This window comes from Xanthomonas sp. WHRI 6108 (genome assembly GCF_040202385.2).
Classification (GTDB): domain Bacteria; phylum Pseudomonadota; class Gammaproteobacteria; order Xanthomonadales; family Xanthomonadaceae; genus Xanthomonas; species Xanthomonas arboricola.
On the sequence record NZ_CP168198.1, the window covers coordinates 1,091,114 to 1,113,010 of the forward strand.

The following is a 21,897-nucleotide window of genomic DNA, read 5'->3' on the forward strand; positions in this document are numbered from 1 at the left end:
CAGCTACGAAATTCCTCCGACCCGGAGATATCAAATGAAAGACCTGCTCAACCTCTTCAATCAACAGCGCCAGACGCTGGATTTCGACGCGATCAAGATCGCGCTGGCATCGCCTGACCTGATCCGTTCGTGGTCCTACGGCGAAGTGAAGAAGCCCGAAACCATCAACTACCGTACCTTCAAGCCCGAGCGTGACGGCCTGTTCTGCGCCGCCATCTTCGGACCGATCAAGGACTACGAGTGCCTGTGCGGCAAGTACAAGCGCATGAAGCACCGCGGTGTGGTCTGCGAAAAGTGCGGCACCGAAGTCACCCTGGCCAAGGTGCGTCGCGAGCGCATGGGTCACATCGACCTGGCCTCGCCGGTCGCGCACATCTGGTTCCTCAAGTCGCTGCCCTCGCGCATCGGCCTGATGCTGGACATGACCCTGCGTGACATCGAGCGCGTGCTGTACTTCGAAGCCTACGTGGTCACCGAGCCGGGCCTGACCCCGCTCGAGCGCCGCCAGCTGCTGACCGAAGAGCAGTACCTGACCGCACGCCAGGAGTACAACGACGACTTCGACGCCGCCATGGGCGCCGAGGCCGTGTACGAGCTGCTGCGCACGATCGACCTGCAGTCGGAAATGACCCGCCTGCGCGAGGAAATCGCCAGCACCGGTTCGGAAACCAAGCTCAAGCGCCTCACCAAGCGCATCAAGCTGATCGAAGCCTTCCTGGAATCGGGCAACCGTCCGGAGTGGATGGTCATGACCGTGCTGCCGGTGCTGCCGCCGGATCTGCGTCCGCTGGTGCCGCTGGATGGTGGCCGCTTCGCAACCTCGGATCTGAACGATCTGTACCGCCGCGTGATCAACCGCAACAACCGTCTGCGTCGTCTGCTCGAGCTCAATGCGCCGGACATCATCGTGCGCAACGAGAAGCGCATGCTGCAGGAATCGGTCGATGCGCTGCTGGACAACGGCCGTCGCGGCCGTGCCATCACCGGCACCAACAAGCGTCCGCTGAAGTCGCTGGCCGACATGATCAAGGGCAAGCAGGGCCGGTTCCGTCAGAACCTGCTCGGCAAGCGCGTGGACTACTCCGGCCGTTCGGTCATCACCGTCGGTCCGTACCTCAAGCTGCACCAGTGCGGCCTGCCGAAGAAGATGGCGCTGGAGCTGTTCAAGCCGTTCGTGTTCGCCAAGCTGCAGCGTCGCGGCCTGGCCACCACCATCAAGGCGGCCAAGAAGCTGGTCGAGCGCGAAGAAGCCGAAGTCTGGGACATCCTGGAAGAGGTGATCCGCGAGCATCCGGTGCTGCTGAACCGTGCGCCGACCCTGCACCGTCTGGGCATCCAGGCGTTCGAACCGGTGTTGATCGAAGGCAAGGCCATCCAGCTGCATCCGCTGGTGTGTACTGCATTCAACGCCGACTTCGACGGTGACCAGATGGCCGTCCACGTGCCGCTCTCGCTGGAAGCCCAGCTGGAAGCGCGTGCGCTGATGATGTCCACCAACAACATCCTGTCGCCGGCCAACGGCGAGCCGATCATCGTGCCGTCGCAGGACGTGGTGTTGGGCCTGTACTACATGAGCCGCGCCCTGGAGAACAAGAAGGGCGAGGGCATGGTGTTCGCCAACACCAGCGAAGTGAAGCGCGCCTACGACAACCGCGTGGTGGAACTGCACGCCAAGGTCAAGGTCCGCATCACCCAGGTGGACGTGGAAGCTGACGGCAAGCGCAGCAGCGGCACCTCGATCGTGGACACCACGGTCGGTCGGGCGCTGCTGAGCGAAATCCTGCCCGAAGGCCTGCCGTTCCAGCTGGCCAACACCGAGATGACCAAGAAGAACATCTCGCGTCTGATCAACTCCAGCTATCGTCTGCTGGGCTTGAAGGACACCGTCGTGTTCGCCGACAAGCTGATGTACACCGGCTATGCCTACGCAACCCGCGCAGGTGTGTCGATCGGTATCGACGACATGCTGATCCCGGACGAGAAGAAGGGCATCCTCACCGAGGCCGAAGCCGAAGTGCTGGAAATCCAGGAGCAGTACCAGTCCGGTCTGGTCACCGCCGGCGAGCGCTACAACAAGGTCGTGGACATCTGGTCGCGTACCAGCGAGCGCATCGCCAAGGCGATGATGGACACCATCGGTACCGAAAAGGTCGAAAACGCCAAGGGCGAGACCATCGACCAGAAGTCGATGAACTCGCTGTACATCATGGCCGACTCCGGTGCGCGTGGTAGCCAGGCCCAGATCCGTCAGCTGGCCGGCATGCGCGGCCTGATGGCGCGTCCGGATGGCTCGATCATCGAGACGCCGATCAAGGCGAACTTCCGCGAAGGCCTGAACGTGCAGGAGTACTTCAACTCCACCCACGGTGCCCGTAAGGGTCTGGCCGATACCGCGCTCAAGACCGCGAACTCGGGTTATCTGACCCGTCGTCTGGTCGACGTGGCGCAGGACGTGGTGATCACCGAAGTCGATTGCGGCACCACCGAAGGGTTGACCATGACCCCGATCGTGGAAGGCGGCGACGTGGTGGAGCCGTTGAGGGAGCGCGTGCTGGGCCGTGTGGTGGCCGAGGACGTCTACCTGCCGGGCAACGACGAAGAGCCGATCGTCACCCGCAACACGCTGCTGGACGAAGCCTGGGTTGCCAAGCTGGAAGACGCCAGCGTGCAGTCGGTGAAGGTGCGTTCGACCATCAGCTGCGAGTCCTCGTTCGGCGTGTGCGCACGTTGCTACGGTCGCGATCTTGCACGCGGTCACCAGGTCAACATCGGTGAAGCGGTCGGCGTCATCGCCGCCCAGTCGATCGGCGAGCCGGGTACCCAGCTGACCATGCGTACGTTCCACATCGGTGGTGCGGCATCGCGTGCGGCGGCAGTGGACAACATCACCGTCAAGACCACCGGTTCGGTGAAGTTCAACAACCTCAAGTCGGTGGCGCACGCCAGCGGCGCGTTGGTCGCTGTCTCGCGTTCGGGCGAACTGTCCGTGCTCGACGGCCACGGCCGCGAGCGCGAGCGTTACAAGCTGCCGTACGGCGCCACCATCACCGCCAAGGACGGTGATGCGGTCAAGGCCGGACAGAGCGTGGCGAACTGGGATCCGCATAACCACCCGATCGTGTCGGAAGTGGCCGGCTTCATCCGCTTCATCGACTTCGTCGACGGCGTCACTGTCATCGAGAAGACCGACGAACTGACCGGTCTGGCCTCGCGCGAAATCACCGACCCGAAGCGTCGCGGTGCACATGCCAAGGAACTGCGCCCGATCGTGCGCATCGTCGATGGCAAGGGCAACGACCTGACCATCCCGAATACGGATCTGCCCGCCCAGTACCTGTTGCCGCCGCGCTCCATTGTCAACCTGCAGGACGGCGCCGCCGTCGGCGTGGGCGACGTGGTTGCCAAGATCCCGCAGGAAGCGTCCAAGACCCGCGACATCACCGGTGGTCTGCCGCGTGTTGCCGACCTGTTCGAAGCACGCAAGCCGAAGGATCCTGCGATCCTGGCCGAGCGCTCGGGCATCATCAGCTTCGGTAAGGACACCAAGGGCAAGCAGCGCCTGATCATCAAGGACACCGACGGGTCGGAACACGAAGAGCTGATCCCGAAGTACCGCCAGATCATCGTGTTCGAAGGCGAGCATGTGACCAAGGGCGAGACCGTGGTGGACGGCGAGCCGAGCCCGCAGGACATCCTGCGTCTGCTGGGTGTCGAGCCGCTGGCTGCGTACCTGGTCAAGGAAATCCAGGACGTGTACCGCCTGCAGGGCGTGAAGATCAACGACAAGCACATCGAGGTGATCACGCGCCAGATGCTGCGCAAGGTCGAGATCGTCGACCAGGGCACCAGCAAGTTCCTCAACGGCGAGCAGGTCGAGCGCCAGCGCGTCATCGAGGAAAATGCACGCCTGGTCAAGCGCAACGAACTGCCGGCCAAGTACGATCCGGTGCTGCTGGGTATCACCAAGGCCTCGCTGGCCACCGAGTCGTTCATCTCGGCGGCCTCGTTCCAGGAGACCACCCGCGTGTTGACCGAGGCTGCCGTGCGCGGCACCCGCGACAACCTGCGCGGTCTGAAGGAAAACGTGATCGTGGGTCGTCTGATCCCGGCCGGTACCGGCCTGGCGTACCACGCCGGACGTCGCAAGTCGTCGGGTCTGACCGACTCGGAAATGGAAACGCTGTCGGGCAAGCCGGCGGTGGCCGAACCGGTCGCAGCCGTGGCCGACGCTGGCGCGGACGAGGAGTAAGCGCTCCGACGGCGGTCGCAAGACCGCCGTAAGCCAAGCGAAAAGGAGGGCAGGAGGCCCTCCGTTTTCCGGCCTTGGATGGGCCAGCAGGGTTAGAATTCCGTGAAGTTGACGGAGTTTCGTCCTGCCAGCTATACTTCCCTGTCTCGGCGGGCCGTTTTTCGGCCTGCCTTTGTTTTCGTGCAAGGCCGTCTCGGCCTCTCAATCAGAAGAATCAACTGATGACGACGATCAATCAGCTGGTCCGCAAGCCTCGGCAAGCGACCACCTACAAGAGTGCCTCCCCGGCACTGGACAAGTGTCCGCAGCGCCGTGGCGTCTGCACACGCGTCTATACCACTACCCCGAAGAAGCCGAACTCGGCCCTGCGTAAGGTTGCCAAAGTGCGCCTGACGAACCAGGAAGAGGTCATCAGCTACATCGGTGGTGAAGGCCACAACCTGCAGGAGCACTCCGTGGTCCTGATTCGTGGTGGCCGCGTCAAGGATCTTCCCGGTGTGCGTTATCACACCGTCCGTGGTTCGCTGGACGCCGCCGGCGTCGCAAAGCGCCGTCAAGGTCGTTCCAAGTACGGCGCCAAGCGCCCGAAGAGCTAAGGAAACACTCCAATGTCCCGTAAAGGTTCTACTCCGCAGCGCACCGTCCTGCCTGATCCAAAGCATGGCAGCGAAACCATTGCCCGCTTCATCAATATGGTGATGCAAAGTGGCAAGAAGTCGGTTGCTGAGAAAATTGTCTATGGCGCGATGGACGTCATTGGCGAAAAGAATCCGAATGCCGTCGAGCTGGTGCAGAAAGCACTGGACAACGTGGCCCCGGCTGTCGAAGTTAAATCGCGTCGCGTCGGTGGTGCTACCTATCAGGTGCCCGTCGAAGTGCGCTCCTCCCGTCGCATGGCGCTGGCAATGCGCTGGTTGATCGACTCCGCGCGCAAGCGTGGCGAGAACACCATGCCGCGCAAGCTGGCTGCAGAACTGTTGGACGCCTCGGAAAGCCGCGGCGGCGCGATCAAGAAGCGCGAAGAGACGCACCGTATGGCGGAGGCGAACAAGGCGTTCGCACATTACCGCTGGTGACCTCGTGGGCCTTGGTAACGGGGCCCTTCAGCACCATCTGAGTGCTGTTTGCGACGCGTTACGCGCCGCATCCAATCCGAAGGCCGCCGAAAGGCGGCGTTCGGCCATCCGAAATCCAAGAAATTGAGAGGCTCCCCGTGGCCCGCACCACCCCTATCGAGCGTTACCGCAACTTCGGCATCATGGCCCACATCGATGCCGGCAAGACCACCACTTCCGAGCGCATCCTGTTCTACACCGGTGTCAGTCACAAGATCGGCGAAGTCCATGACGGCGCTGCAGTGATGGACTGGATGGAGCAGGAGCAGGAGCGTGGTATCACCATCACCTCCGCTGCGACCACTGCGTTCTGGTCGGGCATGGACAAGTCCATGCCGCAGCACCGCTTCAACATCATCGACACCCCCGGGCACGTTGACTTCACCATCGAAGTGGAGCGCTCCTTGCGCGTGCTCGACGGTGCGGTGTTCGTGCTGTGCGCCGTCGGTGGCGTGCAGCCGCAGTCCGAGACCGTGTGGCGCCAGGCCAACAAGTACTCGGTGCCGCGCATGGCCTTCGTCAACAAGATGGACCGTACCGGTGCCAACTTTGACAAGGTCGTCGAGCAGCTGAAGGCCCGTCTGGGTGCCTACGCCGTGCCGATGCAGGTGCCGATCGGCGCCGAAGACGGCTTCGAGGGCGTGGTCGACCTGCTCAAGATGAAGGCGATCCATTGGGATACCGCATCGCAGGGCACCACCTTCGAATACCGCGACATCCCGGCCGATCTGGTCGAGATCGCGACCGAGGCGCGTTCGTTCATGGTCGAGGCGGCTGCAGAAGCCAGCGAAGACCTGATGGACAAGTACCTCAACGAAGGCGACCTGAGCGAAGAAGAGATCCTGGTGGGTCTGCGCGAGCGCACCCTGAAGGTCGAAATCGTGCCGGTGTTCTGCGGTTCGGCGTTCAAGAACAAGGGCGTGCAGGCCATGCTCGACGGCGTCGTGCACCTGTTGCCGTCGCCGGCCGACCGTCCGCCGGTCCAGGGTATCGATGAGGACGAGAAGGAAGACACCCGTCCGGCCACCGATACCGCGCCGTTCTCGGCGTTGGCGTTCAAGATCATGACCGACCCGTTCGTGGGCTCGCTGACGTTCTTCCGTGTCTACTCGGGCACGTTGAACTCCGGCGACCAGGTCTACAACCCGGTCAAGTCGAAGAAAGAGCGCGTGGGCCGCATCCTGCAGATGCACTCCAACAATCGCGAAGAGATCAAGGAAGTGCGCGCTGGTGACATCGCCGCTGCCGTGGGTCTGAAGGACGTCACCACCGGCGACACGCTGTGTGCGCAGGACAAGGTCATCACCCTGGAGCGCATGGTGTTCCCGGAGCCGGTGATCTCGATGGCGGTGGAGCCCAAGACCAAGTCGGACCAGGAAAAGATGGGCATGGCCCTGGGCCGTCTGGCGCAGGAAGATCCCTCGTTCCGCGTCAAGACCGACGAGGAATCCGGCCAGACCATCATCTCGGGCATGGGCGAGTTGCACCTGGACATCATCGTTGACCGTATGCGTCGCGAGTTCAATGTCGAGGCCAACGTCGGCAAGCCGCAGGTGGCCTACCGCGAAACCATCCGCAAGTCCGACGTCAAGTCCGACTACAAGCATGCCAAGCAGTCCGGTGGTAAGGGTCAGTACGGTCACGTGGTGATCGAGCTGTCGCCGATGACCGAGGAAGATCGCAAGAGCGACAACGTCAAGGACGATTTCCTCTTCATCAACGACATCACCGGCGGCATCATCCCGAAGGAATTCATCCCCTCGGTCGAAAAGGGTCTGCGCGAGACGATCACCAGTGGTCCGATCGCCGGCTTCCCGGTGGTGGGCGTGAAGGTCAAGCTGGTGTTCGGCTCGTACCACGACGTCGACTCCTCGGAAATGGCGTTCAAGCTGGCCGCGTCGATGGCGTTCAAGCAGGGCTTTGCGAAAGCCAGCCCGGTGTTGCTGGAGCCGATCATGAAGGTCGAAATCGTCAGCCCGGAGGATTACCTGGGTGACGTGATGGGCGACGTGAGCCGCCGTCGTGGCGTGTTGCAGGGTCAGGACGACAGCCCGTCGGGCAAGATCATCAACGCGATGATTCCGCTCGGTGAAATGTTCGGCTACGCGACCTCGCTGCGCTCGATGAGCCAGGGCCGCGCGACGTTCTCGATGGAATTCGACCACTACGAAGAGGCACCGGCCAACATCGCCGACGCCGTCACCAAGAAGGGCTGAGTTCGCTCAGCCGCTTCTCACAAATTTTTCAATTAGAGGTAGTTAGTCATGGCAAAAGCGAAATTTGAGCGCACCAAGCCGCACGTGAACGTCGGCACCATCGGTCACGTTGACCATGGCAAGACCACGTTGACAGCCGCGCTGACCAAGATCGGTGCTGAGCGTTTCGGTGGCGAGTTCAAGGCGTATGACGCGATCGACGCGGCGCCGGAAGAGAAGGCGCGCGGCATCACGATTTCGACCGCCCACGTCGAATACGAGTCCCCGACCCGTCACTACGCGCACGTCGATTGCCCCGGCCACGCCGACTACGTCAAGAACATGATCACCGGTGCGGCGCAGATGGACGGCGCGATCCTGGTGTGTTCGGCTGCTGACGGCCCGATGCCGCAGACCCGTGAGCACATCCTGCTCTCGCGTCAGGTCGGCGTGCCGCACATCGTGGTGTTCCTGAACAAGGCCGACATGGTCGACGACGCCGAGCTGCTCGAGCTGGTCGAGATGGAAGTGCGCGAGCTGCTCAGCAAGTACGACTTCCCGGGCGATGACACCCCGATCATCCATGGTTCGGCGCGTCTGGCGCTGGACGGCGACCAGAGCGACATCGGCGTGCCGGCGATCCTGAAGCTGGTCGAGGCGCTGGATTCGTTCATTCCGGAGCCGACCCGCGACGTCGACCGTCCGTTCCTGATGCCGGTCGAAGACGTGTTCTCGATCTCCGGCCGCGGCACCGTGGTGACCGGTCGTATCGAGCGCGGCATCATCAAGGTCGGCGACGAAATCGAAATCGTCGGCATCCGCGACACCCAGAAGACCACCGTCACCGGCGTGGAAATGTTCCGCAAGCTGCTGGACCAGGGCCAGGCAGGCGACAACGCCGGTCTGCTGCTGCGCGGCACCAAGCGTGACGACGTCGAGCGCGGCCAGGTGCTGTGCAAGCCGGGTTCGATCAAGCCGCACACCGAGTTCGAAGCCGAAGTCTATGTGCTGTCCAAGGATGAGGGTGGTCGTCATACCCCGTTCTTCAAGGGCTATCGTCCGCAGTTCTACTTCCGCACCACCGACATCACTGGCGCCTGCCAGCTGCCGGAAGGCGTGGAGATGGTGATGCCGGGCGACAACGTGAAGATGGTCGTGACCCTGATCAACCCGGTCGCGATGGACGAAGGTCTGCGCTTCGCCATCCGTGAAGGCGGTCGTACCGTCGGCGCCGGTGTGGTTGCCAAGATCATCAAGTAAGTGCCTGCAATCCAGCGGCATTAGTCGCTGGATCTGCAAGAAGGAGGGTCGGCGCAAGCCGGCCCTTTTTTTGGTCCGGGGTCAGGGTTCGCAAACGTCCTTATAGGGCAGGGTGCTTGCGCGACCACAATCACGCCGCTATAATGCGCGGCTCGGTGTCCCTGGGTAGGGCGCTGAGTTACAGCGAAAAGAACGGCAGGATGCCGCTCGTGTTCGCCAGACCGGGAAGGTCGCGTCGCATGGAGCACTCAACAACTCACATGTTGTTGACCGTGCTCTTGTTGCGCACTATACTTTTCCGTCTGGGCAGGCCGGTTTACCGGTCTGCCTCAGTTTTTGGGCGGAGGAAATGCCCTCGCCAGCAGGATGCGCGGCGATTTCATCTACGTCAGGAATATCGGGGCAGGTATCCCAGAGGCCTTGCCCGTCGCTCTTTTAACGAAGGAAGCTTCCGTCATGTCGGAACAAAAGATCCGGATTCGGTTGAAGGCGTTCGATCATCGTTTGATCGACCGTTCGGCCAGCGAGATCGTCGAAACGGCTAAGCGGACCGGCGCGCAAGTGCGTGGCCCGATCCCGTTGCCGACCAAGATCGAACGTTACACCATCCTCGTATCCCCGCATGCCGACAAGGATGCGCGTGACCAGTACGAAACCCGCACGCACAAGCGTGTGCTCGATATCGTCGACCCGAACGACAAGACCGTGGACGCGCTGATGAAGCTCGAACTCGCGGCTGGCGTCGACGTACAGATCAAGTTGACCTGAGGACTACGACCATGACGAAGAAATATTCGTTGGGCTTCGTGGGCCGCAAGGCTGGCATGAGCCGCGTCTTCACTGAAGACGGCCGCTCGGTGCCGGTTACGCTGATCGAAGCAACTCCGAACCGCATCGCGCAGATCAAGACCGTTGAAACCGACGGTTACAGCGCAGTGCAGATTACCGTTGGCGCGCGTCGCGCCGCACTGGTCAACAAGCCGGCCGCTGGTCACTTCGCCAAGGCGAAGGTGGAAGCGGGTCGCGGCTTGTGGGAATTCCGCGTTGACGATGCGCAGCTCGGCGATTTCGCCGTCGGCGGCGAAATCAAGGCGGACATCTTCGAGGTCGGCCAGAAGGTCGACGTCCAGGGCGTCACCAAGGGTAAGGGTTTCCAGGGCACCATCAAGCGCTACAACTTCCGTATGGGCGATGCAACTCACGGTAACTCGCTGTCGCATCGCGCGCCGGGTTCGTTGGGTCAGCGCCAGACCCCGGGTCGCGTTTTCCCGGGTAAGAAGATGTCGGGCCACATGGGCGCCGTGCAGCAAAGCACGCAGAACCTGGAAGTGGTCAAGGTCGACGTCGAGCGTGGTCTGATTGCTATCCGCGGCGCCGTGCCTGGCGCAGCTGGTGGCGACGTGATCGTCCGTCCGGCGAGCAAGGCATAAGGAGAGATGACGATGGAACTCGTTATCACGGGTAGCAACAACAAGGTCTCGGTCTCCGATGCCGTGTTCGGTCGCGAATTCAGCGAAGATCTGGTTCACCAGGTCGTCGTCGCTTATCGCAATGCCGGCCGCGCTGGTACCAAGGCTCAGAAGACGCGTTCGGAAGTTGCGGGCACGACCAAGAAGTCGAAGAAGCAGAAGGGCGGCGGTGCGCGTCATGGCGCGCTGACGGCTCCGATCTTCATCGGCGGCGGCGTGACCTTTGCGGCCAAGCCGCGCAGCTTCGAACAGAAAGTCAACCGCAAGATGTACCGTGCGGCCATCTGCGCGATCTTCTCTGAGCTTAATCGCCAGGGTCGCCTGATGATCGTCGATGCGTTCGACGTCGAAACCACCAAGACCCAGGGTCTGATCGAGAAGCTGAAGGGACTGGACGTGGGCAAGCGCCCGCTGATCGTCACCGAGGAAGCGTCCGAGCACCTGTATCTGTCCGCCCGCAATCTGCCTTATGTGCAGGTGCGTGATGTGCAGGGTCTGGATCCGGTCGCTCTGGTCGGGGCCGATACGGTCGTGATCACCGCCGATGCGGTCAAGAAGGTCGAGGAGTGGCTGGCATGAGCAGCAACGAAAAAATCTTCAGCGTGCTGCGTGCTCCGCGAGTCTCCGAAAAGACCGCGCGCCTGCAGGAAATCTCCAACCAGTATGTCTTCGAAGTTTCGAACGAAGCCACCAAGGCCGATGTAAAGGCCGCGGTTGAGCAGCTGTTCGACGTCAAGGTCAAAGCGGTCAACGTGGTCAACGTCAAGGGCAAGAGCAAGTCCTTCCGTAACCGTGCTGGCAGCCGTGGCAATTGGCGCAAGGCGTACGTCCGCCTGGTTGATGGTCAGTCCATCGACGTAACGGCCAAGGCCTGAGGTCCATCCCATGCCATTGATGAAGTTCAAACCCACCTCTCCCGGCCGTCGTTCCGCCGTGCGCGTGGTCACCCCCGATCTGCACAAGGGCGCACCGCACGCGGCGCTGCTCGACTCGCAGAGCAAGTCCGGTGGTCGTAACCACCATGGCCGCATCACCGTGCGTCACGTCGGTGGTGGTCACAAGCAGCACTACCGCATCATCGACTTCAAGCGCAACAAGGAAGGTATTCCGGCGCGTGTGGAGCGGATCGAATACGATCCGAACCGTACCGCTCATATCGCCCTGCTGTGCTACGTCGACGGCGAGCGCCGCTACATCATCGCCCCCAAGGGCCTGAAGGCTGGCGACCAGGTCATTGCCGGTGCCAATGCACCGATCAAGACCGGCAACACGCTGCCGCTGCGCAACATCCCGGTCGGTACGACGGTCCACGGTATCGAGCTGAAGCCGGGTAAGGGCGCTCAGATCGCACGTGCTGCCGGTGCAGCCGTCCAGCTGGTCGCTCGCGAAGGCATCTATGCCACGCTGCGTCTGCGCTCGGGCGAAATGCGCAAGGTGCCGGTCGAGTGCCGCGCCACCATCGGCGAAGTCGGCAACGACGAGCACAACCTCGAGAAGCTGGGCAAGGCTGGCGCCAAGCGCTGGCGCGGTGTTCGCCCGACCGTTCGCGGTGCGGCCATGAACCCGGTCGATCACCCGCACGGTGGTGGTGAGGCCAAGGCTGGCCAGGGTAATCCGCATCCGGTCACCCCGTGGGGTGTTCCGACCAAGGGTTACAAGACGCGCAAGAACAAGCGCACCCAGCAATTCATCGTCCGCGATCGTAGGGGCTAATCGACCATGGCACGTTCACTTAAGAAGGGCCCGTTCGTCGATCACCACCTTGCAAAGAAGGTGGAGTCCGCTGCGGGTAGCAAGAAGCCGATCAAGACCTGGTCGCGCCGTTCGATGATCCTGCCGGAAATGGTAGGCATCACCATCGCCGTGCATAACGGCAAGAACCACATTCCGGTGCTCGTCAACGAGAATATGGTCGGCCACAAGCTCGGCGAATTTGCCGTCACCCGGACCTTCAAGGGTCACGGTGGCGACAAGAAGTCGAGCAGGTAAGGAGAGATGACGATGGAAGCGAAAGCAATCCTGCGCACCGCGCGCATCTCCCCGCAGAAGGCCCGCCTGGTCGCTGACCAGGTGCGTGGACTGTCCGCCGAACGTGCGGTCAATCTGCTGAAGTTCTCGGACAAGAAGGCTGCGCACCTGATCAAGAAGGTTGTGGAGTCGGCTATTGCCAATGCCGAGAACAATCAGGGCGCGGATGTCGACGAGCTGAAGGTCAAGACCATCATGGTTGATGAAGGTCCCTCCCTGAAGCGTTTCATGGCGCGGGCGAAAGGCCGCGGTACCCGCATCCTCAAGCGCACCAGTCACATCACTGTGATTGTCGGCGCCGCCAAGTAAGCGGAAAGGAAAAGACCATGGGTCATAAAGTTCATCCGACTGGAATTCGCCTTGGCATCGCCAAGGACTGGAATTCCAAGTGGTACGCAAGCAAGGCCGACTTCGCCGCCTACCTGGCAGCCGACCTGAAAGTGCGTGAAATGCTGCGCAAGAAGCTCGCGCAGGCAGGTATCAGCAAGATCTTGATCGAGCGCCCTGCCAAAACCGCCCGCGTGACGATCCACACCGCCCGTCCGGGCGTGGTGATCGGCAAGCGTGGCGAGGACATCGAAAAGCTGCGTAAGGAAGTGAGCGCGATGATGGGTGTTCCTGCCCACATCAACGTCACCGAAGTGCGCAAGCCGGAGCTGGATGCGCAGCTGGTCGCCGAGTCGATCGCGCAGCAGCTTGAGCGTCGCATCATGTTCCGCCGCGCAATGAAGCGCTCGGTCGGCAACGCGATGCGCTTGGGTGCCCTGGGCATCAAGGTCAATGTGGCTGGCCGCCTCAACGGTGCAGAAATTGCCCGTTCGGAGTGGTACCGCGAAGGCCGCGTGCCGCTGCACACGCTACGTGCCGACATCGATTACGGTTTTGCCGAGGCGTCCACGACGTACGGCATCATCGGCATCAAGGTCTGGATCTATAAGGGTGAGGTCTTCGACTTCTCCCAGGTTGGCCAGGAGAAGCAGGACGACAGCCCGCGCAACGATCGTAACGATCGCGGCGACCGTGGTGACCGTCCTTCGCGCCCGGCTCGTGAAGCGAGGTAACGGCAATGTTGCAACCCAAGCGAACCAAATATCGCAAGATGCACAAGGGCCGTAACGACGGCCTGGCATGGAGCGGAAACGCCGTCAGCTTCGGCGAGTACGGCCTCAAGGCAACCGCGCACGGTCAGCTGACCGCGCGTCAGATTGAAGCAGCACGTCGTACGATCAGCCGCCACGTCAAGAAGGGCGGCAAGATGTGGATTCGTGTGTTCCCCGACAAGCCGATCACCAAGAAGCCGATCGAAGTCCGCATGGGCTCCGGTAAGGGCAACGTGGAGTACTGGGTCGCGCAGATTCAGCCGGGCCGCATGATCTATGAAATCGAGGGTATTCCCGAGGATATCGCACGTGAGGCGTTCCGCCTTGCCGCCGCGAAATTGTCGGTGACCACCACTTTCGTGACCCGGACGGTGCGCTGATGGATATCAAACAACTCCGCGAGAAGTCGGCTGACGAACTGAAGGCCCACCTGACCGATCTGCGTAAGGAGCAGTTCTCGCTCCGTATGCAGCAGGTCACCGGCCAGCTGCCGAAGACCCACGATACCCGCCGGGTGCGCCGCGAGATTGCTCGCGTCAAGTACCTGCTCGGCAGCACCAAGTAAGGACGGCCGCGATGAGCGACAACAACGAAAAGCAAGCGCTGCGCACGGTCGAAGGCCGTGTCGTCAGCAACAAGATGGACAAGACGGTCACCGTGTTGGTGGAGCGCCAGGTCAAGCACCCGTTGTACGGTAAGTACATCAAGCGCTCGTCCAAGCTCCACGCACACGACGCCGACAATGCCTGCAACGAAGGCGATGTCGTGCGTGTGACCGAGATTGCTCCAATGTCCAAGACCAAGAACTGGCGGGTGGTCGAAATCGTCACCCGTTCGGCCGAATAAGGGAGATCTGAATCATGATCCAGATGCAGAGCTACCTCGATGTCGCCGACAATTCGGGTGCCAAGGAAGTGATGTGCATCAAGGTGCTGGGCGGCTCCAAGCGCCGTTACGCACACATTGGCGACATCATCAAGGTGACCGTCAAGGACGCCATTCCGCGCGGTAAGGTCAAGAAGGGCGAAGTCTACGACGCCGTCGTGGTGCGTACCCGCAAGGGTGTGCGCCGTCCCGACGGTTCGCTGATCCGCTTCGATGGCAACGCCGCTGTGCTGTTGAACAATAAGCAGGAGCCGATCGGGACCCGCATCTTCGGGCCGGTGACGCGCGAGCTGCGTTCCGAGAAGTTCATGAAGATCGTCTCGCTCGCTCCCGAAGTGCTGTGAGCGGAGGACATATACATGGCTAACCGTATCAAGAAGGGCGACCAGGTCGTCATCAACACCGGCAAGGACAAGGGTAAGCAGGGTGAAGTTGTGCGTGTGGATGGCGATCGCGTGATCGTCTCCAATGCCAACGTCATCAAGCGCCACACCAAGCCGAACCCGCAGGCGGGTGTCGCCGGCGGCGTGGTCGAGCGTGAAGCGTCGATCCATATCTCCAACGTCAATATCGTCAACCCGGCAACGGGCAAGGGCGAGCGCGTTGGCTTCAAGGTGCTGGAGGATGGACGCAAATTGCGTGTGTTCCGCTCCAGCGGTGAGGCGCTCGACGCCTGAGGAATGCGATCATGAACACTCGTCTCGAAAAGTTTTACAAGGAAAACGTGGTGCCGGCCCTGATGAAGGAATTCGGCTACACCAATCCGATGGAAGTGCCGAAGCTGGTCAAGGTCACGCTCAACATGGGCGTGGGCGAGGCGGCTACCAACAAGAAGATTCTGGAAAATGCGGTCGCCGACATGTCCAAGATCTCCGGTCAGAAGCCGGTGGTCACCAAGTCGCGCGTTTCGGTCGCATCGTTCAAGATTCGTGACGGTTGGCCGATCGGCTGCAAGACCACGTTGCGTCGCGCCAAGATGTACGAGTTTCTGGATCGTCTGATCAACATCTCGCTGCCGCGCGTGCGCGACTTCCGTGGTGTTTCGGGTCGCTCCTTTGACGGTCGTGGCAACTTCAACATGGGTGTGAAGGAACAGATCATCTTCCCGGAAATCGACTTCGACGCCGTCGACGCGATCCGCGGTATGGATATCGCCATCACCACCACCGCCAAGACGGATGCGGAAGCGAAGGCGCTGCTGGCAGCGTTCAAGTTCCCGTTCCGTAACTGACCGTCGAGGACATCCGAAATGGCAAAGACCTCCATGATCCACCGCGACATCAAGCGTGCAAAGCTGGCGAAGAAATTCGCCGGCAAGCGTGATGCGCTGAAGAAGATCCTCTCCAGCCAGGATGCGTCCTACGAAGAGAAGATCGACGCGTCGACCAAGTTGCAGAAGCTGCCGCGCGATTCGTCGCCGAGCCGCCACCGCAACCGTTGCGAGTTGTCCGGTCGTCCGCGCGGTGTCTACCGCAAGTTCGGTCTGGGTCGCAACATGCTGCGCAAAGCCACCATGAACGGCGACGTTCCGGGCCTGCGCAAGGCAAGCTGGTAACAGCATTGCCGGTCGCTCGCGGCCGGCTTGAGCAGGATGGCTCTGTTCAACATGGGAGTCCGACGCAAGTCGGGCTCTTTTGTCGTATACTTCCGCTTCTGTCTTGCCCGCACGGGCCTGGCATGGCGTAAAGGGTCCTGGCCCATCCCCAGGAAAACACAAGATTTTCGCGAAAGCGGATATCGGTGCACTCAAAGGTACTCATATGAGCATGACTGATCCCATCGCCGACCTGCTGGTACGCATCAAGAATGCGGCCGCGGTTGGTAAGCAGACGGTGAAATTGCCGTCGTCCAAGATCAAGGTCGCGATCGCCCAGGTCCTGAAGGACGAGGGTTACATCACCGACCTGCGCGTGACAGCGACCGAGAACAACAAGTCGGAGCTGGAAATCGTGCTGAAGTATTTCGAAGGCCGTCCGGTCATCGAGACCCTGAAGCGTTTCTCGCGCTCGGGTCTGCGCCAGTACCGCGGCAAGACCGAGCTGCCCAAGGTCCTGGGTGGCCTGGGTATCGCCATCATTTCCACGTCGAAGGGCATCATGACCGATGCGCAGGCTCGCGAAGCCGGCGTTGGTGGTGAAGTCCTGTGCTTCGTGGCCTAAGGGAAGGAATCGATCATGTCCCGTGTAGCCAAGAAGCCTGTCTCCCTTCCGAAGGGTGTTGAACTCAAGGTCCAGCCCGAGCTGGTCAGCGTCAAGGGCCCGAAGGGCACCCTGACCCTGCCGAAGCCGGTTGGCGTCGAAATCGCCGTTGACGGCGACGTTGCCACGCTGTCGGCCAACGAGCCGTCGCAGATCGCCATCACCGGCACCGTGCGCGCCATCCTTGCCAATATGGTCAAGGGCGTGTCCGAAGGCTTCGAGCGCAAGCTCGAGCTGGTGGGCGTCGGTTACCGTGCCGCCATGCAGGGCAAGGACCTGAGCCTGGCGCTCGGCTTCTCGCACCCGCTGGTGTTCGTGGCGCCGGAAGGCATCACGCTGTCGACCCCGACCCAGACCGAAATCGTGGTCCAGGGCGCCGACAAGCAGCGCGTCGGCGAAGTTGCCGCCAAGATTCGCGGTTTCCGTCCGCCGGAGCCCTACAAGGGCAAGGGTGTGAAGTACGCCGGTGAAGTCATCATTCGCAAGGAAGCCAAGAAGGCTTAATGGCGAGTCCCTCGCAAGAGCCCGCACATCCCTGTGCGGACTTTTGATAGGAGCACGCTTTCCCTTCAGCTTCCGTAGGATAAATATCATGAGCATCAACAAGAACATCGCCCGTCTGCGTCGCGCCAAGTCCACCCGTTCGCACATCCGTGAACTGGGCGTCGCTCGCCTGTCGGTGCTGCGCACCGGCCAGCATCTGTATGCGCAGGTCTTCACCGCCGACGGCTCCAAGGTGATCGCTGCGGCGAACACCCTGCAGGCCGACGTCAAGGAAGGCCTGAAGAACGGCAAGAACAGCGATGCGGCCGTCAAGGTCGGCAAGCTGATCGCCGAGCGCGCCAAGGCTGCGGGCATCGAGAAGGTCGCATTTGACCGCTCGGGCTATCGCTACCATGGCCGTATCAAGGCGCTGGCCGACGCAGCTCGCGAAGGCGGCCTGCAGTTCTAAGCACTGCTGCGGATGTGGCCATCGGCCACATCCGCGTTACCGCCGGCAGGGGAGATGCCGGACCGTCCCGTTCTTTTGCAACGGTGCCGGGAACACAGCGTGACTTCACAACCATAAGCGGCTTCGAGCCGTACATACCCAATCAATCAAGGAATCAAGATGGCAGAAGAACGTGCACCGCGGGGTCGTGATCGCGACCGTAACCGCGAAGAGAAAGTCGACGATGGCATGATCGAAAAGCTGGTCGCGGTCAATCGCGTCAGCAAGACGGTCAAGGGCGGTCGCCAGTTCACCTTCACCGCATTGACCGTCGTCGGCGATGGTCTGGGCAAGGTCGGTTTCGGTTATGGCAAGGCGCGCGAAGTGCCGGTCGCCATCCAGAAGTCGATGGAGCAGGCGCGCAAGAACCTGGCCACTGTGGATCTGAACAACGGTACCTTGTGGCATGCCGTCAAGTCCGGCCACGGCGCAGCACGCGTCTACATGCAGCCGGCGTCGGAAGGTACGGGCGTCATCGCCGGCGGTGCCATGCGCGCCGTGCTGGAAGCGGTCGGCGTCAAGAACGTGCTGGCCAAGGCGGTTGGTTCGCGTAATCCGATCAACCTGGTCCGTGCAACCCTGAAGGGTCTGTCGGAAGTGCAGTCGCCGGCCCGTGTTGCGGCCAAGCGCGGCAAGAAGGTGGAGGAGCTCAACCATGGCTAAGGACACCAACAAGACCGTGAAGGTGCGCCTGGTGCGTGGCCTGCGTGGAACCCAGTCGCGTCACCGCCTGTCGGTGCGTGCGTTGGGCCTGAATAAGCTCAACGATGTGCGTGAACTGAAGGACAGCCCGCAGGTTCGCGGTCTGATCAATACCGTTCACTACCTCGTCAAGGTTGAGGACTAATCCCATGACTTTGCATCTCAATGACCTCAAGCCCGCCGACGGCGCCCGTACCGAGCGCACCCGCGTCGGTCGTGGCATCGGCTCCGGCCTCGGCAAGACCTGCGGCCGCGGCCACAAGGGTTCGTTCGCTCGCAAGGGCGGCGGCAAGATCAAGGCCGGCTTCGAAGGCGGCCAGACGCCGATGCAGCGCCGTCTGCCGAAGATCGGCTTCCGTTCCAAGATGGCGCGTGACAGTGCCGAAGTGTTGTCCTACCAGCTGGACAAGCTGGAAGCCGGTGAGATCGACTTTGCAGCGCTGCGTGCGGCCAATCTGGTCCCGAGCCGCGCCAAGAAGGCGAAGATCGTGCTGAAGGGCGAGCTGAGCAAGAAGTTCGTGCTGAAGGGTGTCGCCGCAAGTGCGGGCGCCAAGGCAGCAATCGAAGCTGCCGGCGGCAGCGTAGAGGAGTAATCGGCAGATGGCGCAGGCTGGCATTGGTAACCTCGGTGGCGGGCTCGGCAAGTTCACGGAACTTCGCCAGCGGCTACTGTTCGTCCTCGGGGCATTGATCGTCTATCGCATTGGCTGCTATGTGCCGGTGCCGGGCGTGAATCCCGATGCCATGCTTTCGTTGATGCAGGCGCAGGGCGGCGGCATCGTGGACATGTTCAACATGTTCTCGGGCGGCGCCCTGCACCGTTTCAGTATTTTTGCGTTGAACGTGATGCCGTATATCTCGGCATCGATCGTGATCCAGTTGGCCACGCACATCTTTCCCGCCCTCAAGGCGATGCAGAAGGAAGGCGAATCCGGTCGACGCAAGATCACCCAGTATTCGCGCATCGGTGCGGTGTTGCTGGCGGTGGTGCAGGGCGGCAGTATCGCGCTGGCACTGCAGAACCAGACCGCGCCTGGTGGCGCTCCGGTGGTGTACGCGCCGGGCATGGGCTTTGTGCTCACCGCAGTGATTGCGCTGACTGCCGGCACCATCTTCCTGATGTGGGTGGGCGAGCAGGTCACCGAGCGTGGCATCGGTAACGGCGTGTCGCTGATCATCTTTGCCGGCATCGTTGCAGGCCTTCCGTCGGCGGCGATCCAGACCGTCGAGGCCTTCCGCGAAGGCAATCTAAGCTTCATCTCGCTGCTGCTGATCGTCATCACCATTCTGGCGTTTACGCTGTTCGTGGTGTTCGTCGAGCGCGGGCAGCGGCGTATCACGGTCAATTACGCACGCCGCCAGGGCGGCCGCAATGCGTACATGAACCAGACCTCGTTCCTGCCGTTGAAGCTCAACATGGCAGGCGTGATTCCGCCGATCTTCGCCTCCAGCATCCTGGCCTTCCCGGCCACGCTGTCCATGTGGTCGGGTCAGGCGGCGTCTGGCAGCGGTGTGGGTTCGTGGCTGCAGAAGATCGCCAATGCGCTCGGGCCCGGCGAGCCGGTGCACATGCTGGTGTTCGCTGCGCTGATCATCGGCTTTGCGTTCTTCTATACCGCGCTGGTGTTCAACTCGCAGGAAACCGCCGACAACCTCAAGAAGTCTGGCGCCCTGATTCCCGGTATCCGTCCGGGCAAGGCGACAGCTGACTATGTGGACGGCGTGCTGACCCGGCTGACCGCAGCGGGTTCGTTGTACCTGGTGATCGTCTGCCTGCTGCCGGAAATCATGCGCACCCAGCTGGGCACCTCGTTCCACTTCGGTGGTACGTCGTTGCTGATCGCCGTGGTGGTGGTGATGGACTTCATCGCGCAGATCCAGGCCCATCTGATGTCGCATCAGTATGAGAGCCTGCTGAAGAAGGCCAACCTCAAGGGTGGCTCGCGCGGCGGTCTGGCGCGCAGTTAAGTGGTACACTAGATCTTCATTGCGTGAAGACGGCCTGGTTCCCGGGCCACGATCTTCCGATCAGAAGGGCGGCTCGCGCGACGTCTCGCGCGCGGGTGTGACGAGGTGGTCCTGTGCGGGAGTAGTACAGGCGATTCGGAGAAGTTTTCTGGATCAACATCGTCCGGCGCCGGAGCGAGGGCACACTCCCCACGCCGGGTCCATGGAACTTTTGGTTCCACGGGCTTCAAAGCAATCCGAGGCCTTGCTACAATTCCGAGTTCACTTTTGATCCATCCTGCCGGATGGCGCCTGGGCGCTGTCGGGCCATCACTCAGTTGGAGAATCGCGTCATGGCGCGTATTGCAGGCGTCAACCTGCCAGCCCAGAAGCACGTCTGGGTCGGGTTGCAAAGCATCTACGGCATCGGCCGTACCCGTTCGAAGAAGCTCTGCGAATCCGCAGGCGTTACCTCGACCACGAAGATTCGTGATCTGTCCGAACCCGAAATCGAGCGCCTGCGCGCCGAGGTCGGCAAGTATGTCGTCGAAGGCGACCTGCGCCGCGAAATCGGTATCGCGATCAAGCGACTGATGGACCTGGGCTGCTATCGCGGTCTGCGTCATCGCCGTGGTCTCCCGCTGCGTGGTCAGCGCACCCGTACCAACGCCCGCACCCGCAAGGGTCCGCGCAAGGCGATCAGGAAGTAAGGGATAGATCATGGCAAAGCCAGCAGAAAAGAAAACGAAGAAGAAGATCAAGCGCGTCATCACTGACGGCGTCGCTCACGTCCACGCTTCGTTCAACAACACCATCGTCACCATCACCGATCGCCAGGGCAATGCACTGTCGTGGGCCACGTCCGGCGGCGCCGGTTTCCGTGGTTCGCGCAAGTCGACCCCGTTCGCCGCTCAGGTTGCCGCCGAAAAGGCTGGCCGCGCTGCGCTCGACTACGGCGTGAAGTCGCTGGAAGTGCGTATCAAGGGTCCGGGTCCGGGCCGTGAGTCGGCCGTGCGTTCGTTGAACAACGTGGGCTACAAGATCACCAACATCATCGACGTGACGCCAATCCCGCACAACGGGTGCCGTCCGCCGAAGAAGCGTCGCGTCTAAAGGGAGCGATAAGAAATGGCTCGTTATATCGGTCCTACCTGTAAGCTCGCCCGCCGCGAAGGCGTCGATCTTTCCCTCAAGAGCCCGGCGCGCGCGCTGGACTCCAAGTGCAAGCTTGAGCAGAAGCCCGGCCAACACGGCGCGGCTCGCAAAGGCAAGCTCTCCGACTATGCCACCCAGCTGCGCGAAAAGCAGAAGGTCAAGCGCATCTACGGTTTGCTGGAGCGTCAGTTCCGCAACTACTACAAGAAGGCCTCGACCAAGAAGGGCAACACCGGCGAGAACCTGCTGCAGTTGCTGGAAACCCGTCTGGACAACGTCTGCTACCGCATGGGCTTTGCCGTCACCCGTCCGGCCGCGCGCCAGCTGGTGTCGCACCGTGGCGTGCTGGTCAATGGCAAGTCGGTGAATCTGGCTTCGTACCAGATCAAGGCTGGCGATGCGATCACGCTGTCGGAAAAGGCACAGAAGCAGCTTCGCGTGCAGGAAGCCCTGACCGTGGCTGAGCAGCACGACATGACGCCGTCGTGGGTCGAAGTCGATTCGAAGAAGTTCAGCGGCGTGTTCAAGGCCGTTCCGGATCGCGCTGACCTGCCTTCGGATATCAACGAAGCGCTGATCGTCGAGTTGTATTCGAAGTAATTC

The 21,897-nt window shown here is 61.7% G+C and carries 30 protein-coding genes; all 30 read left to right on the forward strand.

Annotated elements, in window-relative coordinates; genetic code table 11:
• Nucleotides 1–34: 34 nt before the first annotated feature.
• The 30 genes from rpoC to rpsD all read left to right on the forward strand — a co-directional run bounded on the left by rpoC (nucleotide 35) and on the right by rpsD (nucleotide 21,894).
• Entirely contained in the window at nucleotides 35–4,249 is a 4,215-nt protein-coding gene (gene rpoC, locus ABQ039_RS04665) for a DNA-directed RNA polymerase subunit beta' (RefSeq protein ID WP_184612104.1), read from the forward strand.
• Nucleotides 4,250–4,470: 221 nt separating this feature from the next.
• The gene (rpsL, locus tag ABQ039_RS04670; protein WP_002811712.1) at nucleotides 4,471–4,845 is read left to right on the forward strand and encodes a 30S ribosomal protein S12; all 375 of its coding nucleotides are present in this window, start codon (nucleotides 4,471–4,473) and stop codon (nucleotides 4,843–4,845) included.
• 12 nt (nucleotides 4,846–4,857) lie between these two features.
• Entirely contained in the window at nucleotides 4,858–5,325 is a 468-nt protein-coding gene (gene rpsG / locus ABQ039_RS04675) for a 30S ribosomal protein S7 (protein ID WP_005993356.1), read from the forward strand.
• Nucleotides 5,326–5,462: 137 nt separating this feature from the next.
• Nucleotides 5,463–7,580, forward strand: coding sequence for an elongation factor G (fusA, locus tag ABQ039_RS04680; protein ID WP_046345811.1), 2,118 nt, complete (start codon nucleotides 5,463–5,465; stop codon nucleotides 7,578–7,580).
• A gap of 48 nt (nucleotides 7,581–7,628) precedes the next feature.
• On the forward strand, nucleotides 7,629–8,819 hold the full coding sequence (gene tuf, locus ABQ039_RS04685) for an elongation factor Tu (RefSeq protein WP_003486726.1): 1,191 nt from the start codon (nucleotides 7,629–7,631) through the stop codon (nucleotides 8,817–8,819).
• Between the two features lie 456 nt (nucleotides 8,820–9,275).
• Complete coding sequence (gene rpsJ, locus ABQ039_RS04690; protein ID WP_003486723.1) at nucleotides 9,276–9,587, forward strand: 30S ribosomal protein S10; 312 nt, start codon at nucleotides 9,276–9,278, stop codon at nucleotides 9,585–9,587.
• 11 nt (nucleotides 9,588–9,598) lie between these two features.
• Nucleotides 9,599–10,249, forward strand: coding sequence for a 50S ribosomal protein L3 (gene rplC / locus ABQ039_RS04695; RefSeq protein ID WP_184455121.1), 651 nt, complete (start codon nucleotides 9,599–9,601; stop codon nucleotides 10,247–10,249).
• Nucleotides 10,250–10,261: 12 nt separating this feature from the next.
• Complete coding sequence (gene rplD / locus ABQ039_RS04700) at nucleotides 10,262–10,867, forward strand: 50S ribosomal protein L4 (protein WP_024938567.1); 606 nt, start codon at nucleotides 10,262–10,264, stop codon at nucleotides 10,865–10,867.
• The gene (gene rplW / locus ABQ039_RS04705; RefSeq protein ID WP_002811694.1) at nucleotides 10,864–11,163 is read left to right on the forward strand and encodes a 50S ribosomal protein L23; all 300 of its coding nucleotides are present in this window, start codon (nucleotides 10,864–10,866) and stop codon (nucleotides 11,161–11,163) included. Before rplD ends, rplW begins: the two co-directional genes overlap by 4 nt.
• A gap of 10 nt (nucleotides 11,164–11,173) precedes the next feature.
• Nucleotides 11,174–12,001 carry a 50S ribosomal protein L2 gene (rplB, locus tag ABQ039_RS04710; RefSeq protein WP_003486715.1) on the forward strand — a complete coding sequence of 276 codons (828 nt, stop codon included), beginning with the start codon at nucleotides 11,174–11,176 and terminating at the stop codon, nucleotides 11,999–12,001.
• A 6-nt stretch (nucleotides 12,002–12,007) separates the two neighbouring features.
• Entirely contained in the window at nucleotides 12,008–12,277 is a 270-nt protein-coding gene (rpsS, locus tag ABQ039_RS04715; protein ID WP_005993369.1) for a 30S ribosomal protein S19, read from the forward strand.
• 12 nt (nucleotides 12,278–12,289) lie between these two features.
• Nucleotides 12,290–12,625, forward strand: a complete 336-nt coding sequence (rplV, locus tag ABQ039_RS04720; protein ID WP_002811686.1) for a 50S ribosomal protein L22 — start codon at nucleotides 12,290–12,292, stop codon at nucleotides 12,623–12,625.
• A 17-nt stretch (nucleotides 12,626–12,642) separates the two neighbouring features.
• The gene (gene rpsC, locus ABQ039_RS04725; RefSeq protein ID WP_024938565.1) at nucleotides 12,643–13,377 is read left to right on the forward strand and encodes a 30S ribosomal protein S3; all 735 of its coding nucleotides are present in this window, start codon (nucleotides 12,643–12,645) and stop codon (nucleotides 13,375–13,377) included.
• A 5-nt stretch (nucleotides 13,378–13,382) separates the two neighbouring features.
• On the forward strand, nucleotides 13,383–13,796 hold the full coding sequence (rplP, locus tag ABQ039_RS04730; RefSeq protein WP_011036127.1) for a 50S ribosomal protein L16: 414 nt from the start codon (nucleotides 13,383–13,385) through the stop codon (nucleotides 13,794–13,796).
• A complete protein-coding gene (rpmC, locus tag ABQ039_RS04735) occupies nucleotides 13,796–13,981 on the forward strand; it encodes a 50S ribosomal protein L29 (RefSeq protein WP_006450638.1) in 186 nt (61 codons plus the stop codon). The genes rplP and rpmC overlap by 1 nt, the downstream gene beginning before the upstream one ends.
• Nucleotides 13,982–13,992: 11 nt before the next feature.
• Entirely contained in the window at nucleotides 13,993–14,262 is a 270-nt protein-coding gene (gene rpsQ / locus ABQ039_RS04740; RefSeq protein ID WP_016900663.1) for a 30S ribosomal protein S17, read from the forward strand.
• Between the two features lie 14 nt (nucleotides 14,263–14,276).
• A complete protein-coding gene (gene rplN, locus ABQ039_RS04745) occupies nucleotides 14,277–14,645 on the forward strand; it encodes a 50S ribosomal protein L14 (RefSeq protein WP_003486699.1) in 369 nt (122 codons plus the stop codon).
• A gap of 15 nt (nucleotides 14,646–14,660) precedes the next feature.
• Complete coding sequence (rplX, locus tag ABQ039_RS04750) at nucleotides 14,661–14,978, forward strand: 50S ribosomal protein L24 (RefSeq protein ID WP_003486696.1); 318 nt, start codon at nucleotides 14,661–14,663, stop codon at nucleotides 14,976–14,978.
• Nucleotides 14,979–14,989: 11 nt separating this feature from the next.
• Entirely contained in the window at nucleotides 14,990–15,532 is a 543-nt protein-coding gene (gene rplE, locus ABQ039_RS04755) for a 50S ribosomal protein L5 (RefSeq protein ID WP_010371090.1), read from the forward strand.
• 18 nt (nucleotides 15,533–15,550) lie between these two features.
• The gene (gene rpsN / locus ABQ039_RS04760) at nucleotides 15,551–15,856 is read left to right on the forward strand and encodes a 30S ribosomal protein S14 (protein WP_005917137.1); all 306 of its coding nucleotides are present in this window, start codon (nucleotides 15,551–15,553) and stop codon (nucleotides 15,854–15,856) included.
• A gap of 205 nt (nucleotides 15,857–16,061) precedes the next feature.
• Nucleotides 16,062–16,460: a 30S ribosomal protein S8 gene (gene rpsH, locus ABQ039_RS04765; protein ID WP_010371096.1), complete on the forward strand. Its 399-nt coding sequence runs from the start codon at nucleotides 16,062–16,064 to the stop codon at nucleotides 16,458–16,460.
• 15 nt (nucleotides 16,461–16,475) lie between these two features.
• Nucleotides 16,476–17,003 carry a 50S ribosomal protein L6 gene (gene rplF, locus ABQ039_RS04770; RefSeq protein WP_024938564.1) on the forward strand — a complete coding sequence of 176 codons (528 nt, stop codon included), beginning with the start codon at nucleotides 16,476–16,478 and terminating at the stop codon, nucleotides 17,001–17,003.
• Between the two features lie 88 nt (nucleotides 17,004–17,091).
• Nucleotides 17,092–17,451, forward strand: a complete 360-nt coding sequence (gene rplR / locus ABQ039_RS04775; protein WP_016900655.1) for a 50S ribosomal protein L18 — start codon at nucleotides 17,092–17,094, stop codon at nucleotides 17,449–17,451.
• A 159-nt stretch (nucleotides 17,452–17,610) separates the two neighbouring features.
• Nucleotides 17,611–18,153: a 30S ribosomal protein S5 gene (gene rpsE, locus ABQ039_RS04780; protein WP_003486682.1), complete on the forward strand. Its 543-nt coding sequence runs from the start codon at nucleotides 17,611–17,613 to the stop codon at nucleotides 18,151–18,153.
• The gene (gene rpmD / locus ABQ039_RS04785; RefSeq protein ID WP_024938563.1) at nucleotides 18,146–18,337 is read left to right on the forward strand and encodes a 50S ribosomal protein L30; all 192 of its coding nucleotides are present in this window, start codon (nucleotides 18,146–18,148) and stop codon (nucleotides 18,335–18,337) included. The genes rpsE and rpmD overlap by 8 nt, the downstream gene beginning before the upstream one ends.
• A 4-nt stretch (nucleotides 18,338–18,341) precedes the next feature.
• The gene (gene rplO / locus ABQ039_RS04790; protein WP_016900650.1) at nucleotides 18,342–18,785 is read left to right on the forward strand and encodes a 50S ribosomal protein L15; all 444 of its coding nucleotides are present in this window, start codon (nucleotides 18,342–18,344) and stop codon (nucleotides 18,783–18,785) included.
• A gap of 7 nt (nucleotides 18,786–18,792) precedes the next feature.
• Nucleotides 18,793–20,160 carry a preprotein translocase subunit SecY gene (secY, locus tag ABQ039_RS04795; protein WP_016900648.1) on the forward strand — a complete coding sequence of 456 codons (1,368 nt, stop codon included), beginning with the start codon at nucleotides 18,793–18,795 and terminating at the stop codon, nucleotides 20,158–20,160.
• 332 nt (nucleotides 20,161–20,492) lie between these two features.
• Complete coding sequence (rpsM, locus tag ABQ039_RS04800; RefSeq protein ID WP_003486672.1) at nucleotides 20,493–20,849, forward strand: 30S ribosomal protein S13; 357 nt, start codon at nucleotides 20,493–20,495, stop codon at nucleotides 20,847–20,849.
• 10 nt (nucleotides 20,850–20,859) lie between these two features.
• On the forward strand, nucleotides 20,860–21,252 hold the full coding sequence (rpsK, locus tag ABQ039_RS04805) for a 30S ribosomal protein S11 (protein WP_003486671.1): 393 nt from the start codon (nucleotides 20,860–20,862) through the stop codon (nucleotides 21,250–21,252).
• A 15-nt stretch (nucleotides 21,253–21,267) separates the two neighbouring features.
• Nucleotides 21,268–21,894: a 30S ribosomal protein S4 gene (gene rpsD / locus ABQ039_RS04810; RefSeq protein ID WP_024938562.1), complete on the forward strand. Its 627-nt coding sequence runs from the start codon at nucleotides 21,268–21,270 to the stop codon at nucleotides 21,892–21,894.
• The last annotated feature ends 3 nt before the right edge of the window (nucleotides 21,895–21,897 follow it).

Coding starts and splice junctions, on each gene's coding strand:
- rplW (WP_002811694.1), top strand. CDS start 10,864: ATGAGCAGCAACGAAAAAATCTTCAGCGTGCTGCGTGCTCCGCGAGTC.
- rplX (WP_003486696.1), top strand. CDS start 14,661: ATGGCTAACCGTATCAAGAAGGGCGACCAGGTCGTCATCAACACCGGC.
- rplE (WP_010371090.1), top strand. CDS start 14,990: ATGAACACTCGTCTCGAAAAGTTTTACAAGGAAAACGTGGTGCCGGCC.
- rpsM (WP_003486672.1), top strand. CDS start 20,493: ATGGCGCGTATTGCAGGCGTCAACCTGCCAGCCCAGAAGCACGTCTGG.
- rplB (WP_003486715.1), top strand. CDS start 11,174: ATGCCATTGATGAAGTTCAAACCCACCTCTCCCGGCCGTCGTTCCGCC.
- rpsG (WP_005993356.1), top strand. CDS start 4,858: ATGTCCCGTAAAGGTTCTACTCCGCAGCGCACCGTCCTGCCTGATCCA.
- rpsL (WP_002811712.1), top strand. CDS start 4,471: ATGACGACGATCAATCAGCTGGTCCGCAAGCCTCGGCAAGCGACCACC.
- rplN (WP_003486699.1), top strand. CDS start 14,277: ATGATCCAGATGCAGAGCTACCTCGATGTCGCCGACAATTCGGGTGCC.
- tuf (WP_003486726.1), top strand. CDS start 7,629: ATGGCAAAAGCGAAATTTGAGCGCACCAAGCCGCACGTGAACGTCGGC.
- rpsE (WP_003486682.1), top strand. CDS start 17,611: ATGGCAGAAGAACGTGCACCGCGGGGTCGTGATCGCGACCGTAACCGC.
- rplR (WP_016900655.1), top strand. CDS start 17,092: ATGAGCATCAACAAGAACATCGCCCGTCTGCGTCGCGCCAAGTCCACC.
- rpsS (WP_005993369.1), top strand. CDS start 12,008: ATGGCACGTTCACTTAAGAAGGGCCCGTTCGTCGATCACCACCTTGCA.
- rpmD (WP_024938563.1), top strand. CDS start 18,146: ATGGCTAAGGACACCAACAAGACCGTGAAGGTGCGCCTGGTGCGTGGC.
- rplO (WP_016900650.1), top strand. CDS start 18,342: ATGACTTTGCATCTCAATGACCTCAAGCCCGCCGACGGCGCCCGTACC.
- rplP (WP_011036127.1), top strand. CDS start 13,383: ATGTTGCAACCCAAGCGAACCAAATATCGCAAGATGCACAAGGGCCGT.
- rplF (WP_024938564.1), top strand. CDS start 16,476: ATGTCCCGTGTAGCCAAGAAGCCTGTCTCCCTTCCGAAGGGTGTTGAA.
- rpsH (WP_010371096.1), top strand. CDS start 16,062: ATGAGCATGACTGATCCCATCGCCGACCTGCTGGTACGCATCAAGAAT.
- rpsN (WP_005917137.1), top strand. CDS start 15,551: ATGGCAAAGACCTCCATGATCCACCGCGACATCAAGCGTGCAAAGCTG.
- rplV (WP_002811686.1), top strand. CDS start 12,290: ATGGAAGCGAAAGCAATCCTGCGCACCGCGCGCATCTCCCCGCAGAAG.
- rpsQ (WP_016900663.1), top strand. CDS start 13,993: ATGAGCGACAACAACGAAAAGCAAGCGCTGCGCACGGTCGAAGGCCGT.
- rpmC (WP_006450638.1), top strand. CDS start 13,796: ATGGATATCAAACAACTCCGCGAGAAGTCGGCTGACGAACTGAAGGCC.
- rpsK (WP_003486671.1), top strand. CDS start 20,860: ATGGCAAAGCCAGCAGAAAAGAAAACGAAGAAGAAGATCAAGCGCGTC.
- rpsD (WP_024938562.1), top strand. CDS start 21,268: ATGGCTCGTTATATCGGTCCTACCTGTAAGCTCGCCCGCCGCGAAGGC.
- rplD (WP_024938567.1), top strand. CDS start 10,262: ATGGAACTCGTTATCACGGGTAGCAACAACAAGGTCTCGGTCTCCGAT.
- rplC (WP_184455121.1), top strand. CDS start 9,599: ATGACGAAGAAATATTCGTTGGGCTTCGTGGGCCGCAAGGCTGGCATG.
- rpsC (WP_024938565.1), top strand. CDS start 12,643: ATGGGTCATAAAGTTCATCCGACTGGAATTCGCCTTGGCATCGCCAAG.
- rpsJ (WP_003486723.1), top strand. CDS start 9,276: ATGTCGGAACAAAAGATCCGGATTCGGTTGAAGGCGTTCGATCATCGT.
- rpoC (WP_184612104.1), top strand. CDS start 35: ATGAAAGACCTGCTCAACCTCTTCAATCAACAGCGCCAGACGCTGGAT.
- secY (WP_016900648.1), top strand. CDS start 18,793: ATGGCGCAGGCTGGCATTGGTAACCTCGGTGGCGGGCTCGGCAAGTTC.